Origin of the sequence: Oceanobacillus halophilus, from assembly GCF_003628505.1 — a bacterium.
In the GTDB taxonomy this organism is placed as follows: Bacteria; Bacillota; Bacilli; order Bacillales; family Amphibacillaceae; genus Oceanobacillus; species Oceanobacillus halophilus.
Genome location: NZ_RBZP01000001.1, coordinates 602,575 through 619,009 on the forward strand (window position 1 = coordinate 602,575; position 16,435 = coordinate 619,009).

General features: G+C 35.2%; 16 protein-coding genes and 6 tRNA genes. 2 read left to right on the top strand and 20 right to left on the bottom strand.

Translation table 11 applies throughout. The features are described from left to right. Positions 1-2: 2 nt before the first annotated feature. The 9 genes from sodA to D8M06_RS03120 all read right to left on the bottom strand — a co-directional run bounded on the left by sodA (position 3) and on the right by D8M06_RS03120 (position 4,620). Positions 3-614, bottom strand: coding sequence for a superoxide dismutase SodA (gene sodA / locus D8M06_RS03080; protein WP_121202875.1), 612 nt, complete (start codon positions 612-614; stop codon positions 3-5). 786 nt (positions 615-1,400) lie between these two features. Continuing rightward, a tRNA-Phe gene (locus tag D8M06_RS03085) sits at positions 1,401-1,473 on the bottom strand. A gap of 31 nt (positions 1,474-1,504) precedes the next feature. Further along, positions 1,505-1,597: transfer RNA gene (locus D8M06_RS03090), tRNA-Ser, on the bottom strand. A gap of 13 nt (positions 1,598-1,610) precedes the next feature. Then, positions 1,611-1,687: transfer RNA gene (locus D8M06_RS03095), tRNA-Ile, on the bottom strand. Positions 1,688-1,701: 14 nt separating this feature from the next. Next, positions 1,702-1,777: transfer RNA gene (locus D8M06_RS03100), tRNA-His, on the bottom strand. A gap of 26 nt (positions 1,778-1,803) precedes the next feature. Further along, a tRNA-Met gene (locus D8M06_RS03105) sits at positions 1,804-1,880 on the bottom strand. Between the two features lie 2 nt (positions 1,881-1,882). After that, a tRNA-Asn gene (locus D8M06_RS03110) sits at positions 1,883-1,957 on the bottom strand. Positions 1,958-2,141: 184 nt separating this feature from the next. Next, complete coding sequence (locus tag D8M06_RS03115; protein WP_121202876.1) at positions 2,142-3,767, bottom strand: Na/Pi cotransporter family protein; 1,626 nt, start codon at positions 3,765-3,767, stop codon at positions 2,142-2,144. 226 nt (positions 3,768-3,993) lie between these two features. Next, a complete protein-coding gene (locus D8M06_RS03120) occupies positions 3,994-4,620 on the bottom strand; it encodes an NfeD family protein (RefSeq protein WP_421904172.1) in 627 nt (208 codons plus the stop codon). A gap of 72 nt (positions 4,621-4,692) precedes the next feature. Here D8M06_RS03120 and D8M06_RS03125 point away from each other — a divergent pair, with 72 nt between their 5' ends. Then, on the top strand, positions 4,693-5,034 hold the full coding sequence (locus D8M06_RS03125) for a hypothetical protein (RefSeq protein ID WP_121202878.1): 342 nt from the start codon (positions 4,693-4,695) through the stop codon (positions 5,032-5,034). Positions 5,035-5,073: 39 nt separating this feature from the next. Here D8M06_RS03125 and D8M06_RS03130 read toward each other — a convergent pair whose 3' ends face one another. After that, on the bottom strand, positions 5,074-5,460 hold the full coding sequence (locus D8M06_RS03130; RefSeq protein ID WP_121202879.1) for a hypothetical protein: 387 nt from the start codon (positions 5,458-5,460) through the stop codon (positions 5,074-5,076). Between the two features lie 208 nt (positions 5,461-5,668). Here D8M06_RS03130 and D8M06_RS03135 point away from each other — a divergent pair, with 208 nt between their 5' ends. Then, positions 5,669-5,956: a DUF2624 domain-containing protein gene (locus D8M06_RS03135; protein WP_121202880.1), complete on the top strand. Its 288-nt coding sequence runs from the start codon at positions 5,669-5,671 to the stop codon at positions 5,954-5,956. Between the two features lie 198 nt (positions 5,957-6,154). On the opposite strand, the gene D8M06_RS03140 is transcribed toward D8M06_RS03135, so the two are convergent. From D8M06_RS03140 to ccpN, 10 genes are all read right to left on the bottom strand, one after another. Next, a complete protein-coding gene (locus D8M06_RS03140; RefSeq protein ID WP_121202881.1) occupies positions 6,155-7,048 on the bottom strand; it encodes a deoxyribonuclease IV in 894 nt (297 codons plus the stop codon). Positions 7,049-7,099: 51 nt separating this feature from the next. Beyond that, positions 7,100-8,413: a DEAD/DEAH box helicase gene (locus D8M06_RS03145; RefSeq protein ID WP_121202882.1), complete on the bottom strand. Its 1,314-nt coding sequence runs from the start codon at positions 8,411-8,413 to the stop codon at positions 7,100-7,102. Positions 8,414-8,443: 30 nt separating this feature from the next. After that, positions 8,444-9,559 (bottom strand): Nif3-like dinuclear metal center hexameric protein, encoded by a 1,116-nt coding sequence (locus D8M06_RS03150; RefSeq protein ID WP_121202883.1) that lies wholly within the window; start codon positions 9,557-9,559, stop codon positions 8,444-8,446. Beyond that, a complete protein-coding gene (locus D8M06_RS03155; protein WP_121202884.1) occupies positions 9,540-10,268 on the bottom strand; it encodes a tRNA (adenine(22)-N(1))-methyltransferase in 729 nt (242 codons plus the stop codon). The genes D8M06_RS03150 and D8M06_RS03155 overlap by 20 nt, the downstream gene beginning before the upstream one ends. A 122-nt stretch (positions 10,269-10,390) precedes the next feature. After that, positions 10,391-10,762 (bottom strand): cytochrome c550, encoded by a 372-nt coding sequence (cccA, locus tag D8M06_RS03160; RefSeq protein WP_121202885.1) that lies wholly within the window; start codon positions 10,760-10,762, stop codon positions 10,391-10,393. A 110-nt stretch (positions 10,763-10,872) separates the two neighbouring features. Further along, positions 10,873-11,403: a hypothetical protein gene (locus D8M06_RS03165; RefSeq protein WP_121202886.1), complete on the bottom strand. Its 531-nt coding sequence runs from the start codon at positions 11,401-11,403 to the stop codon at positions 10,873-10,875. 91 nt (positions 11,404-11,494) lie between these two features. Next, on the bottom strand, positions 11,495-12,610 hold the full coding sequence (gene rpoD / locus D8M06_RS03170) for an RNA polymerase sigma factor RpoD (RefSeq protein ID WP_121202887.1): 1,116 nt from the start codon (positions 12,608-12,610) through the stop codon (positions 11,495-11,497). A gap of 30 nt (positions 12,611-12,640) precedes the next feature. Continuing rightward, a complete protein-coding gene (gene dnaG, locus D8M06_RS03175; protein WP_121202888.1) occupies positions 12,641-14,464 on the bottom strand; it encodes a DNA primase in 1,824 nt (607 codons plus the stop codon). A 436-nt stretch (positions 14,465-14,900) separates the two neighbouring features. After that, positions 14,901-15,701, bottom strand: a complete 801-nt coding sequence (locus tag D8M06_RS03180) for a pyruvate, water dikinase regulatory protein (RefSeq protein WP_121202889.1) — start codon at positions 15,699-15,701, stop codon at positions 14,901-14,903. Positions 15,702-15,739: 38 nt separating this feature from the next. Beyond that, a complete protein-coding gene (gene ccpN, locus D8M06_RS03185; protein ID WP_121202890.1) occupies positions 15,740-16,369 on the bottom strand; it encodes a transcriptional regulator CcpN in 630 nt (209 codons plus the stop codon). Positions 16,370-16,435: the final 66 nt, after the last annotated feature.

Below are 16,435 nucleotides of genomic sequence, written 5' to 3' on the forward strand. Positions count from 1 at the left end.
ACTTATTTAGCTTCGTTATAGTTTTTTGCAACTTCGTCCCAGTTAACCACATTCCAGAAAGCTGAAAGGTATTCAGGGCGTCTGTTTTGATATTTTAAGTAATATGCATGTTCCCAAACATCCACACCCAACACTGGTGTTTTACCTTCCATTAAGGGAGAATCTTGGTTTGGAGTGCTTGTTACTTCAAGTTCACCATTATTAACGACTAACCAAGCCCAACCTGATCCAAAGCGAGTTTTTGCTGCTGTTTCAAATTCTTCTTTAAATTTATCAAAGCTGCCGAATTTTGCATTGATTTTATCAGCTAATTCTCCAGTTGGCTCCCCACCACCGTTAGGAGATAGTACTTTCCAGAAAAGACTATGGTTAGCATGTCCACCACCATTATTACGTACAGCAGTACGTTTTGCTTCAGGAACTGCATCTAAATTACTAACTAATTCTTCTACAGATTTACCTTCTAATTCTGAAAGTCCTTCCACAGCACCATTTAGATTTGTAACATATGTGTTATGGTGTTTCGTATGATGAATTGTCATTGTTTCTTTATCGATTGTTGGTTCTAATGCATCGTATGCATATGGTAATTCTGGTAATTCAAATTTTGCCATGAATATCTTCCTCCTTAAAATAAAAATGGTTAAATAAGGATTTTCACCCTATAATTAGAAGATTATCATTGCTTTCCAATACTTGCAAACATTTTGCACGTATTTTCTTTTATAACTCATTTTTTAACTAGTTTTTGATGGGTGGCTACTAATATAATGTTGTCTTTTTACTGGTTATGACGCATTTTGTATGAAATTCAGTATTGTGCGAAACAAATCGTTCCGGAAACACACTTCGCTTTTCGCGGGCGGCTGGTGAGCCTCCTCGTGCTATCGCACTGTGGGGTCTCACCGATGCCTTTCCTCCCGCAGAAGTCTTCGTGTGTTTCCTCCACTAAGTCCCAGCTCTTCTTGATTTTAAATAGAATAATTATATTTACAATGAACAACTTGCCCAAACGTATCATTAAGGACTATAACTTTTTAAATATAGAGGATGTAACATAGCGTAGGCAAAATACGGAGACAGAATAAATGGAAATTTTCTTCGTGCGATGTAATGTTGCCGAAGCCTTCCTTGTCCTGTGGGATTAGCACGATTCCGTAGACCCCGCAGGAAGTGGTTTTCTTCCGAGGGGGCTGAGGCCGTTCCCACGGAAAGCGTAGTATTCTGCCGAAGCGAATGTAATCTCTTAATAATCATTAATCCGAGCGAGAGCATAACAAAAAGAGTTTTCATTACGTCGTAGTTCGAATCAACTCCTACATAAAAGGAGCCAAACTTAAGAAAATAACCTTTTACAGACATTATAAAAAGAACAAGTGTATAACTTGTTCTTTAGAGAGTGGCTCGGGACGGAATCGAACCGCCGACACAAGGATTTTCAGTCCTCTGCTCTACCGACTGAGCTACCAAGCCGTGTTATTGTTTTATTTTCCTAATATATGTATGGAGGAGGTAGAGGGATTCGAACCCCCGCGCGGTTTGACCCGCCTGTCGGTTTTCAAGACCGATCCCTTCAGCCAGACTTGGGTATACCTCCAAGGCTAAAAAAATGGTGGACCCTGCAGGACTCGAACCTGCGACCGATCGGTTATGAGCCGATAGCTCTAACCAACTGAGCTAAGGGTCCGTATGTATATTATATGGGGCGACCGGTGGGAATCGAACCCACGAATGCCGGAGCCACAATCCGGTGCGTTAACCACTTCGCCACGACCGCCGTCTTATGGCTTAAAATTGATTATATGGTAGCGGCGGAGGGGATCGAACCCACGACCTCACGGGTATGAACCGTACGCTCTCGCCAGCTGAGCTACGCCGCCATTGGCTCCACAGGTAGGATTCGAACCTACGACCGATCGGTTAACAGCCGATTGCTCTACCACTGAGCTACTGTGGAATAATTTATTCATAACAAACAATTACAGTAACGAAATATAATTTACCATGTTTCTTCTTCGCTGTCAACAACAATCTTAAAATTTCTCTCTGAAACGACAATATTTATAATAGCACTTTTAGAATAAACTTTCAATAGAAAAGCAAGAAAAAGAGGAAGAAAAATTACTTCCTCTATTCTTAGTTTATTCTCCTAAAACATCTTCTGCTATATTCACAGCATGATCACCAATACGCTCTAAATTACTAATAATATCGACAAATACAATTCCTGCAGGTCCACTGCAATGTCCCTCATTCATACGAATGATATGCTTTTTACGATAGTCTCTTTCCATTTTATCGATTTGTTCTTCTTTTTGCACGACTTCAAGTGCTTTTTCTCTACTTGACTCTTCTAATGCATTAACAGCTTGCTTCACAGTCATTAGTGTAAGGTCAAACATATTATTCAAATCTTCCAATGCACTTTCAGTTAAATGAACCTTATTTGAAATTTTATAATCAACTAATTCGATAATATTCTCAAAATGATCGCCAATTCTTTCTATATCACGTACCGTATCCATTAAGGCCGTGTGTTTGGCACTTTCTACTTCACTTAGTGATTCTCCAGAAATATTTACTAGGTAATCAGTGATTTTACGATCCAAATTGTTTAGGGCACCCTCAATCTGCATTGCAATTTCTGAGTGCTTTTGAGCATTTGTTGTTAAATATAAATTGGTCTCTTCCAACCCTTTATAAGCATATTCGCCCATTCTTACTACTTCTGACCTTGATTGTTCCAATGCTAATGATGATGACCTTTGTATAAAAATAGGATCTAGATGTTGAGGTTTATACTCGATTATTGAATCTTCACCTGGAATAGCCTTTGTTACAATCCATGCTAAACCTGCAATAAACGGAAATTGTATTACGGTATTTAAGATATTAAAGCTACCATGAGCGAACGCAATCGTCATCTCAGGATTTAAATTAAATTGGCCTTGTAACCACAGGACATACTGTGTGAATATACCTAACAGGATTAAAAATACGGTACTACCCAACATATTAAAAATAACGTGTGTTAGAGCTGCACGTTTTGCTGCAATCGTTGCTCCTATTGATGCTAAGATTGCAGTGATTGTTGTCCCTAAATTATCTCCAAATAATACCGGAAGGGCCGCATCTAAGGCTATTGCACCTTCAGAATACAGTCCTTGAAGTATACCTATAGTAGCACTTGAACTTTGAACAATCAGCGTAAATAGAGTCCCGATAACTACACCTAGTATAGGATTATCACTCATACTAATCGTTAAATCTTGAAAGACTTGCAAGGAACGTAATGGTTTCATTCCTGCACTCATTAATTCTAAACCGAAAAATAGAGAACCAAAACCAAATACTGTATATCCAGCAGCAGTAACTTTAGGGTTCTTAAAAAAGAAAATTAAAAACGCACCAGCTGCTATGATGGGAAGCGCATATGCACCTAAATCAATACCAATAATAAATGCTGTAACAGTGGTACCTATATTTGCACCCATAATAACCCCGATAGCTTGCCTTAATGTCATGAAACCTGCATTTACCAAACCTACTGTTAGTACTGTTGTACCAGAACTACTCTGTATAAGAATGGTAACTATTATACCTGCTAGTACTCCTAGAAAAGGATTACTCGTAAATCTATCCAAAATGTCTCTTAAACGGTCTCCAGCAGATCTTTGAAGACCATCTCCCATAAATTTAATCCCTAATAAGAAAATACCTAAACCGCCGAAAAAGTCGAATAACAACGCTTGTATATCTATTTCCAATTCTTAAACATCCCTTCATCCAGTTGTATGTAATACTGTGTGCCCTTATCCATATTAAAGATAGGTAAAGTTATTGTAAAGGTAATCCGACAATAATTTACATTAAATTTACAATTCATTTAAGTCGTTGGCCTAATGAACGTAGTACTTTTAGTTATTTCCCATTCTTAATATTATATGATGATATTAAAAAACGACTTGGATTATAAACCCAGGTCGTTTTTGATTATTTTTTCACTTCTACCAGAATTTTCGTTCCATCCACTTGGACAACTCGTATTTCTGTATTTTTCTCTATCCACTGCCCGTTAGAAACAGCACTATAGTCTTTATTATTTATTTTAATGGTACCGACCGGTCGTAGGTCAGTCATGGTAATTCCCGATTCACCTTTCAGTTTCTCGTAATCAGCATTTATAGAATTATACCCCGCTTCACTCGTTAATTGGTCTTTTAACGTAAGTTTATTCCACATATTTCTTTTCTTAAAGACCTTCAGGAAGATAAGTGAACCCGCTGCTCCAAAAATCACACCTAGTACAGAGTACAATCCAGCACTAAATGAAGGCGCAACAAGCGCTACGGAAAATAGCATAATGGCTAAGCCAATAGTTGCAAGAGTTCCATCATTAATAACTTTTCCATCAATAATAATAAGTAATAATCCAATAAAATATAAAATAAGCATAAGAATTAAGGAGCTTGTTTCCGTCGCATAAGCACCAAAATAGACACTAATAAACCCTATTCCTAAGATTCCAAAAACACCTTTAGCATTTACTAAAACTTCACCAATTAAAAATAACGTACCTAGTCCGGTTATTATTAATCCAATCCATTCTATATCAAACATTTCCAAAGCAATTCCTCCCCTCCATTATTTATACGGATTTGCTTAAAATAGGTTTCATAAAAGGAGAATATTATGGAATACATAAAAAGATTCTTTCTCTATACCTTCATTATACTGTTAGTTGCAAGTATTTTTAAAGACTTATCTTTAGGTACAATAATAAAAGAAGAAGATAGTCCTCCTGATATACCCACTGTTGTTAGTAACAGCAACTATTCCGTACAAAAGGTTAAGATTTCTTCGGGGGATACAGTTCTATCCATTGTAGAAGAAATAAATTCACAAAAAATTCATGAAATAGAAATACAACAAATTTTATCTGACTTTAATGAGCTAAACCCAAGTGTTAATCCATACCAATTACAACCAAACAGTTTTTACTATTTCCCTGATTATAATAAAAACGGAGACTGAACTAAATTCAGTCTCCGCTAAGAAATGAATATTAATTTGCTAAACGAAAGGGAGTATAAACACTGTAATTAAAATGGAGATTGCCCCAGCTGCTATTGCAATATTACCTAAAGTTTCTGCTCCACGACTCCGAGAGACAAATCCTAAGATAATACCTGCTGCACCTAATACTATTGGCCACATAAAGAATGAAATAATCGAGAGAGCAAGACCTATCCAGCCAAACATACTATTCACTTCGCCGTCTGTATCTGCTCCATCTCGAACTTGATAATCATCTGCAGTAAATTCAGCAGCATACTCTTCATTTCTTGAACTATCAGGCTCAATGCCAACAAAATCCTGATTCTTTACTTCTTCCCCGTAATTCTCTCCATGTCTTGGCGCATTTTGAACATCATCATTAGTGTTTTTATATTCATCCATACCGTTTTTGACCTCCTTTTTTTGTGAGGTGCAGTTATAGTGTATGGAATATCGCTGGTTATATAATGTTATTTTGTGGAAGAACACCTGGAAACAAAAAAGGAGATGGAACAAGTTTACTTCTAAGAAGGGGTTGCATATAGTATTAGAAATGTAAAAAGGTGCTTTTTCTTATTTATGCAAAAAATCCTTATAAGGAGTTTTTTCAATGTCGATTTTCATCAAGGAGTTAGTAAGAAAAAAACTAAAACAGATTTCGTCAGAAGAACTTATGTTTTATAGTAAACAGTATGGGTTCTCTTTATCTAAACATCAAGCTATGCAGATTTCGAATTATTTAAATCAAAATTCATCTGTCGACCCCTTCAAGTTTAATGACCGTGAAAAAATGCTACGCGAATTAGCACGAATCACAGATATAGAAACTGCTCAGCAGGCGAGAAAACTTTTAGATGAAGTAATTAAATCATATGGGTTAGAACATCTTTTTGAATAAGGCTCATTTCGTATACTTTGCTGCTTTTTAAATCTCATAGTTAATTAAAAACGCCTCAATCTTTTAGATAACCGCCTCGAATATGAAAAGAAGGAGAACATAAAATATACGTTCTCCCTCTTATATTATAATAATTTCCACTAGTGCAAACTTGTACAAAATGCGTTTCAGAAAACAGCCTTTGTTCATAATTGTGGATCACTGATTTAAAATTTTCTCTTTCAAATCTTCATCAAAATGACCATTTTGTATCATTTCAATTTCAAATTTGTATGGCGCCTTTTTATTCTTTTTATCTTCTCCAACATAAGGAGTTTCAAGTATTTTTGGAAGCGTCTCTAACTGTGGATGGTGAATAACATGATGGAGAGCACTAAATCCGATATGACCAAAGCCAATATTCTCATGTCTGTCTTTATGTGATCCGCGCTCATTTTTGCTGTCATTTACATGGACAACCTTTATACGCTCAATACCTATGATCTTGTCAAATTCATTTAAAACACCATCAAAGTCATTAACAACATCATATCCTGCATCATGTATATGACATGTATCTAAACACACTGATAATTTTTCATTTAATGAAACACCATCAATAATTTTTGCTATTTCTTCAAAGGTTCTCCCAATTTCAGATCCTTTACCCGCCATAGTTTCAAGAGCAATTTGTACGTCCTTTTCTTTATCTAAAACCTCATTTAAACCTTCAATAATTTTCTTAATTCCCTCTTCAGGACCCGCACCAACGTGTGCCCCCGGATGAAGAACAATCTGCTTTGCCCCTATTGCCTCTGTCCGTTCAATTTCACTTCTTAAAAAATTGACGCCAAGTTCAAAGGTAGCTGGTTTGGTTGTGTTGCCAATGTTGATGATATATGGAGCATGTACGACAATATCAGATAAACCATTTTGTCTCATATGTTCAATTCCAGCTTCTATATTTAGCTCCTCCACAGGCTTTCTTCTTGTGTTTTGTGGTGCTCCAGTATAAATCATAAATGTGTTTGCACCGTAGCCCACCGCTTCTTCACTCGAACCTAATAGCATTTTTTTTCCACTCATGGATACGTGTGATCCTATTTTTATCATATTAAACCTCTCCCTTTCTGTAATTCTTAGTGATCTAATACAACTATCCTGTTATTTCTTATATTTTGATTTTTTTGCGAGTTGTTTTTTTATCGATTCTTGTTGTTTTTTCATTTTTTTCTTATATCCTGGTTTAACTTTCTGTTTCTTCCTAACCTGTTTCCATGCCTCTTTTTCCAATTCCGTTGTGATTTTAGTTCTTAAATGACGCTCATTCCATGGTTTAGCCTCTTTCCACTCACCATTTTTTACATCTACATACGTAAACTGCAGACCTTTCTCTTCTAATTTTTGAACAAGTTTTAAATCTTCTTCTCGGTAAAGGCTAATTGCTGTTCCTTCCAAACCAGCTCTAGCTGTTCTCCCCACACGGTGAATATAAAACTCTTCTTCTTTCGGTATTTGAGCATTAATAACATGGCTGACTCCTTTTATATCAATACCTCTAGCAGCTAAATCAGTAGCAACCACGTATTGATAGCGTAAGTTTTGAATGTCTTTTAAAACACGTTTACGCTCCCTAGGTGTTAAACCACCATGGATTATACCGACCTCCAAGCCTTTTTCCTGTAAAGAAGATGCCAATTCATCTGCTTGTTTCTTACCATTGGTGAATATTATTGCTAAATAGGGATTTATTGCCTTAGATATGTCTACGATTATATCTGCTTCCTGACGATGCTTCACAGCAATTAGGAGATGTTCCATCGTCTCAGGTGAAAAATGATCATCTATTTTTACATACTCCGGATTCTCTAAATATTTCTTAAAGAATTGTTGTAGCCTTTGTGGAATTGTAGCTGAAAACACTAATAACTGAATATCTCTTTGAGAACGTAATAGCAATTGATCCACTTCATTAATAAATCCAAGGTCTAACATTAAATCAGCTTCATCAATAACAAATGACTTGGCTGAATAAATGGATAACGCTTCTTCGCTTACTAAATCTAAAATTCTTCCAGGTGTTCCAACCACTATATGGGGAGGTCGTTTAAGTTTTTCCATCATCTTTTGTTTATCTGTACCACCAACTAAAAGTTTTGTAATCCATTCTTCTTCCTTGTTCGCAAAAGTTATGATTTTGCGAACTTCATCATAAATTTGCATGGCAAGCTCTCTAGTAGGTGCCGTAATAACAAATTGAACTTCTCTTTTAGTTGTATCCATTTTATTTAACAAAGGAAGTAGATAAGCATGTGTTTTCCCAGAACCAGTTCTAGATTGACCAATAACACTCTTTCCTTTTAAAATCATTGGTATTACTTTTTCCTGTATTTCTGTTGGTTTTTTAAACTTTAATTTTTCTACGGCATTAAGCATAACAGGTTGTAACTGAAATTGCTTAAATTGATTCTCATTCATACATGTAAAACTCCTTTTAGGTAGTTGTGATTAAATAAATTGGAAAGGATCTGTATTTGTATCCGAGACTATTATGTCCAACGATTCTTCTTCGAGTGTGTCTTTTAAATAAGTAGCTGTAGCTTCTTTCATTACCTTTTCTATATAGTGTCCAGCATCGATAACAGCTAATCCCATTTGCCATGCATCTTGTGCCATATGGAAGGACATATCGCCTGTGATATATACATCCGCACCTTTATGTTTTGCTTGATGAATATACTTTTCTCCACTTCCACCAAGAATAGCTACTCTACTAACTTTTTTGTTTAGGTCACCCGTCACTCTGACAGATTCCATATCAAATGCATTTTTCACGTGTTCACAAAAATCCTCGAGTTTCATTTTCTCTTGAAGTATTCCAACACGACCTAAACCAAATTTTTCTCCGCTATTTATTAATGGATATATATCATATGCAGGCTCCTCATATGGATGAGCTGCTAACATAGCTTTTATTACTAATTCTAACCTATTTTCAGGTACAATTGTCTCGATTCGTTGTTCCGCAACATATTCCAATTTACCCTTTTCCCCGATAAATGGTTCTGTTCCTTCTAAAGGCTTAAACGTACCCTGTCCTTCCGTTTGAAAGGTACAATGACTATAATTACCGATATGTCCTGCTCCACTTTCTGAGAGCCCATTTCTAACTGTTTCTACATGAGTCTTTGGAACATATACGGCTAATTTATATAGTTTTAATGAAGAAGATTCAATTAAAATATTTGATTCATTTATCCCAAGCGAACGACATATCATATCATTCACCCCACCAGCTGCTATATCCAGATTCGTATGCGCAGCATAAACTGTTATTTGGTTTTCTATTAATTTTCGAATTACTTTTCCCTTAGGAGTATCAAAATTTACTTCTTTCATTGGCTTGAATAATAATGGGTGATGCGCAATTATCAGATCCACCTTTTTCTGAATTGCTTCATCTACAACCGATTCAAGTACATCTAATGTAACCATAATCTTTTTTACCTTGTTATTATAAGAGCCAACCTGTAAACCTACATTGTCCCAGTCATATGCTAAAGATTTTGGTGCCCACCTCTCCATCATTTTAAAAATATCAGAATTAGTACATGAATTTTTCATCTTGCAATACCTCCTCCATCCAAGACAACTCTTCTTCAAACTGTATTATCTTTTCCTTATTTTCCACTTTTGCATTTTTCATTTGGTTAATTACCCGTTGCAGTTTGTCGTGCTCATGTTTCCATTTTTCAAAAAAGTTTTTAGATTTATTCCGCAGTAGAACAGGCCCAAATAGTAACTCTTTATCTGTAGGAGCATTATCCACTGGTAAATGATTCATAATTTTGTCTGCAACAATTATTTCATATATGTGACCATTCTCTTTAACAATAGACTCATCTGATATAAAATAATGATTATCTCTCAACCATTTTCGCACGCTTTTTGCGTCAACATTAGGTTGAGCAATAATTCGTTCCATATTTTCTAATTTTGATTTTCCACCTGCCAAAATACTTTTAATCAGTGTTCCTCCCATTCCAGCTATAATAAGATGATCAAGCCCTTCATTAGGAGAAATTACCTCCAAACCATTCCCAAGACGTACATCAATAACACCTGATAGTTTATATGTATCAACGGTTTCTATGGCACTTTTAAAGGGACCTTTATTCACTTCTCCAGCAATGGCTCTAGCAGTATCATCATGCATGCACACATAACATGGCAAATAAGCATGATCTGAACCTATATCGGCAAAAAAAGCCCCTTTTTTTATGTAGGATGCTACGGTAGCTAATCTGGTAGAGAGAGTAATTGATTTAACCATTTCTAACTCCTTTACTATGTTTATTAACGTAAAATTGCGTTTGTATTCTATATTATATTTTTTTTAGAGCAAAAAGAAAAGCTTGCTGCTGTTCCGCAGAAAGCTTTTCTAACTATTATATACTATTGCTTTTCACTTAACCATTCAGAAAGGAGCTCTGCTTCTTCAGAGGCCATTTGAACTGCTGGCATTTGACCTTGCCCATTTTGAATAATTTGAGTAATATCTTCTGCACTTAATTTAGAACCAATAGTTGTTAAATCCGGACCCATTCCACCAGATAAGTCAGCACCATGACATGAAGAGCAATTTGCCGAAAAGATAGCTTCCGGATCTGTGGAAACTTCGCCTTCTTCAACAGCTTGTTCACCGCCACCTTCTTCAGCTTGCTGGATTGCATCTCGTTGTCCTACCCCTACAAAAGATATAATGATTACAGCTAGTACCCCTATTACAGCAATAATTGCATAAGGTATAATTGGGTTTTTTCTCATTACGTTTCCTCCTTATGTAATCCCCTTTACAATATTAAATATATTTCAAACTAACTATAATATAGTTTACTCGAAAATCAAATTAGTTTAAAGCATAAAGATGTGAAATTTTATAAAACTATGTAAAAAATGGCAAATAGTACACCAAATATACTGGTGTATTTTAAATATTTAATATGCATCCGCTCGCTAAGAAGTAACCACAGTACAAAGTTCAATAAAATAACTCCAAAGATTAAATAGTTGTTATTGCTAAATAAATTTACGATAAAAAGCGAGAACAAAAGTACTAAAGATAGCGTGATAATAAGGCTAATATGATATATGGTGCTTGAATACCTCTTCCAATAAATATAGCTCCAAATGGAGTAACAAATAAAAAGACTTAATATACCTAGTTGCAAAAGCTCTGGAAATTTCGTAAAATATACCACAAGGAAAGAAAACGGTAACAACACTACCAATAATAATATTTGAATAATAATATTTACTTTCCTTACACTTCTTTTCTTGTTTGTTGGTTCTCCTTCACCGTTCGTATATAAGGCAAGAAGGAAATCACAATATTGTTCTGGAAGTAATTTATGGTCTTTCCAATATTCAATCTCTTTTACAATAGTAGCAATGCGATTATCGGACATTTTATATTCACCCCAGTACAGCCTGCTTGCTGCAAAAAAACAAATAGAAGAGTCATTGATAACATATACTGCTCTCAATGACTGCAACTAATTAATCCATAAAGTCTTTTAATCGTTTACTGCGACTAGGATGTCTTAATTTACGAAGTGCTTTTGCTTCAATTTGACGAATTCTTTCTCTTGTTACACCGAAGACTTTACCAACTTCTTCTAGGGTTCTTGTACGACCGTCATCCAGGCCAAAACGTAAACGAAGAACATTCTCTTCTCTATCAGTAAGCGTATCAAGAACATCCTCTAGTTGTTCTTTCAACAATTCATATGCAGCATGATCAGATGGTGAAACAGCTTCTTGGTCTTCTATAAAATCTCCTAAGTGAGAGTCGTCTTCCTCTCCAATAGGTGTTTCAAGTGAAACAGGTTCCTGAGCAATTTTTAGAATTTCTCGGACCTTATCTGGAGCAAGTTCCATTTCTTCACCGATTTCTTCAGGTGTAGGTTCGCGCCCTAAGTCTTGTAGTAACGAGCGTTGAACTCGGATTAGTTTATTAATGGTCTCTACCATATGAACAGGTATTCGAATCGTTCTTGCTTGATCGGCAATTGCTCTCGTGATAGCTTGGCGAATCCACCAAGTTGCATAGGTACTGAATTTGAAACCTTTTCGATAATCAAATTTTTCAACGGCTTTTATTAGACCCATATTCCCTTCTTGAATTAAGTCAAGAAAGAGCATGCCACGACCAACGTATCGTTTTGCAATACTTACAACTAGTCTCAGGTTAGCTTCTGCTAAACGTCTTTTTGCTTCTTCATCGCCTTCTTCTATGCGAGTAGCAAGTTCAATTTCTTCTGCAGCAGATAGTAAGTTCACACGTCCAATTTCTTTTAAATACATTCTAACGGGGTCATTTATTTTTATCCCAAGAGGAACGCTCAAATCTTCTAAGTTAAATTCTTCCTCTTTAGCAATTTCTTTAATATTAGGGTCATCATCTGATTCACCTATAACTTCTACACCTTGTTCTTCTAAGTGTTCATAGAACTCATCCATTTGATCTGATTCAATTTCAAAGTTGGCTAAGCGATCAGCAATCTCTTCATATGCTAGTGTTCCACGCTTTTTGCCAGCTTCCACTAATGCTTCTTTTACCTGTTCTAATGTTTGTACGGTTTCTTTTGTATTAGTTTGTTTTTCATCAGCCATGAGTCCCCCTCCTTCCGAATTTGTCGAAATTTAATTTGTCTGCTTTAATTGCTTTTTAATTTCAATAATTTGCATAGCAATTTGTGCAGCTTTTAATGGGTCATTTTGCTGTTCTGCTAATTTCTGCTGTTCTTTTAATGCTTGAATACTGCTATAGTCATTTCGGTGTTCTTGAATAATACGAATATAATCATTTATTTCTTTGTCACTTATTTCTTCCAGAACAGGAAGCATAGCAATTTCTGTTACAATTTTCTTAAACTCAGGGTCTGTAAGCTTTTCAATGAATAAACTTACGTCAGGAGGATGTCCCTCTTCGTAAAAGGCATATAAATAAGTTGCGATAATTTTATGAGCATCCATATTAAACCCTGCACCTAGTTCATCTTGCACTTTTTCTGCAATCAGTGCATCCTGTAACATATAGGAAAGCAGCTTTCTTTCTGCATTTTGAAATGCAGGCAATAACTTTGAAGCTGAATGATTTCTATTTGTTCTCTTAGTATTTCTGTTCTGAATGGTATTATCCTTTTTCTGCGGTGAATATCCTTGGTTGCTTCTTAATTTTTCAATTTCTTCAGTAAGCGACTGCATTGAAATATTATATTCTTTATGAATTTCGCTTAAATAATATTCCCTTTCGACAGAACTATCAATTTGTGCAAGTTCTTTTAGGATATTTTCTATATATTGAATACGATCCCCTTCAAGAGTAAGGTTGTAATCTTTTTTCAGATACCGCATATAAAAATGTATATAAGTATCCCCTGTAGAAAGAACTTCATTCCTAAAGGCGTCTCCACCATGAGCTTTGATAAAACTGTCTGGGTCTAGATCATCCTGCAAGTTTGCAATTTTCACTTGACAGCCTACCTTCCTTAACAGGTTAGCAGCCTTATATGTTGCTTCCAGACCAGCATTATCGCCATCATAGCAAATTACAACGGTGTCAACATAACGATTTAACAATTTCGCCTGATACTCTGTTAAAGCAGTTCCCAAAGTAGCTATAACATTATTTATTCCCGCCTGATAGGCAGATATAACATCCATATAGCCTTCAAATAATATTACTTCATTTTCTTTGCGAATATGTTTCTTTGCTAAATCAAAATTGTAAAGTATCTTTCCTTTTTGGAATAATTCACTTTCAGAACTATTTAAGTATTTGGGTTCCCCACCTGTTATGGTTCTTCCACCAAAAGCAATTGTTTTACCGATATGATTTCTGATTGGGAATATAATTCTTCCCCTAAATCGGTCAGTTACACTATTGTCATTTTGTAAAGAAAGTAAACCTGCTTTCACTAATAACGCTTGATTGAACCCTTTCTTTTTTAAAAATTCGGCAGTAAAATCCTTCACATTTGGAGCAAAACCTAATTGAAATTCATCAATGGCGTTGTCACTAATACCCCTATTTTTTAGATATTGGTACCCTTCTTTCCCATCCTTTGTAAATCTTAATAAGTGGTGATATAGTTTAGTTAACCATTCATAAGCGGATAACGTACTCTGATTCTCTTTAGAAAATGTGGAATCTTTGTCCTCATCAACATCTGGTATAGACAATCCGCTTCTTCCTGCCAAATACTTGATTGCTTCTACAAAAGATAAATTTTCCAATTCCATCATAAATGTAACAACATTGCCACCTTTTCCGCAGCCAAAACAGTGGAAAATCTGTTTCTCCTGTGTTACGGAAAAAGAAGGTGTCTTTTCACCATGGAATGGACAAAGCCCGAAATAATTTCTACCCTGTTTTTTTAATTGAACAAATTCACCTATAACATCCACAATATCATTGGATTTGCGTATCTCTTCTATAACTTCTTCAGGTATTTGATTGGCCATATAAACCACCATACTATATTATTCTTCATCATTTTAAATAATCCTTCATTTTTCGACATTTTTTTCTAAAAAAATCATTAGTTTTTTTATTTCGTCGCTTTTCTCCTTTTATAATTTTAATTCTTTTCCTCACGAAGAAATTTTTTCCTATTATTTAAATACATGAAGGACAAAATATTAAATTAAAGCTACTACAATTAGCTTTAATTACTATTTCTACAAGAAACTATTGGATTCCTTCTTTATTATGAATGTTTAATTTTTCAGAATATCCATTTATCAAGCATTTGTACTTATTATATATATCTTTACACAAATTATTATTATAATACAATCTGAGTAAAAATTCTATATAAAAGATTGAAATTTTTCCATAAAGAAGAAAAACATTCTACAGAAAGAATGTAGAATGCTCCACTTTAAAGTGATTCTCTTTTTACTTATGAATCATCTGTAAAATTACATTTGCCGTTTCTTCTACTGCTTTATTAGAAACATCAATTACTTTACAATCTATTCTATCCACTACTTTGTTGAAATAATCAAGTTCTTGATGAATTCTGTCTAAATTGGCATAGGTTGCTTGATTCCCAAGTCCTAAAGCTTTCAAACGCTCTTTTCTTATTTCATTTAGTTTCTCTGGTCTAATTCGCAATCCTATGCATTTACTAGGGTCAACTTCAAATAACTCTTCAGGTGGGTCAACTTCAGGCACAATGGGTACATTTGCAACCTTTATTCGCTTATGTGCAAGATATTGGGAGAGTGGGGTTTTTGAAGTACGAGAAACCCCAATTAAAATAATATCTGCTCTAGCTATGCCTCTTGGATCCCTTCCATCATCATATTTCACAGCGAACTCTATTGCTTCCACTCGCTTAAAGTAATCCTCATCAAGCTTATGTACTAACCCTGCTTCCATCCGAGGGGAAGTCTGGAATACTCTTTCCATTGCAGCAATCATTGGGCCCATAATATCAATAGCTTCCACTCGTAACTTACTTGCTTGTTTATTTATATATTCTCGCAACTCAGGATTAACAAGTGTAAATCCAATAATCCCTTGATTCTCTACAGCTAGCTGCAAGGATTCATCAATTGTTTCTTTATCTTCTACGTAAGGGATACGGAAAATTTTATAATTCTCACTATTAAACTGACTAAGCCCGGCTTTCACAACAAGTTCTGCCGTCTCCCCTACAGAATCTGAAAGAACATAAACAATACGTTCACTCATTCTTCTTCCCCCTCCATTCCATCTCAGTTAATGATATCTTATACATGACTTTCTATTGCTAGTTCAACAAAAACTCTTGTAATGGTTGTTTTTGTTATTCTTCCAACTACTGCTAATCCTTCATCCTTATCTTTGACAACCGGCAAACCATCAATTTGTTTATTAATTAGTTGTTGCGCAGCATCTAGCAATAAATCATCTTTTCTACATACAGTTATATTTGGCATTCTAGTCATAATGATATGTACAGCAATATTATTCAAGTCCTGCTGTCCCATACTAGCTCTTAACAAATCCTTTCGAGATAATACTCCAGTTAAACAAGCATGATCATTAACAACGAATAATGTTCCAACATCCTCTAAAAACATGGTAGAAATAGCATCATACACGGATACATCTTCTTTTACAACAATTGGAATTTGTTGAAAATCATGCACTTTATATTTTTTTATTTTTTCTGAGAGCAGTTCAGATCCAGTTTTTCCAGTAAAAAAATAACCTACACGAGGTCTTGCTTCCAGGAAACCAGCCATTGTTAAAATGGCTAAATCGGGTCTGAGTGTTGCTCTCGTTAAATTTAATTTCTCAGCTATATTTTCTCCGGTAATAGGACCATTTGCCTTTACAATTTCTATAATCTGATCTTGCCTTTTTGATAATTCCATCCTTTCACCGCCCACTAAATATGACATACTATTTAAATTTAATTATAAACCATTTAATTCAAAAAA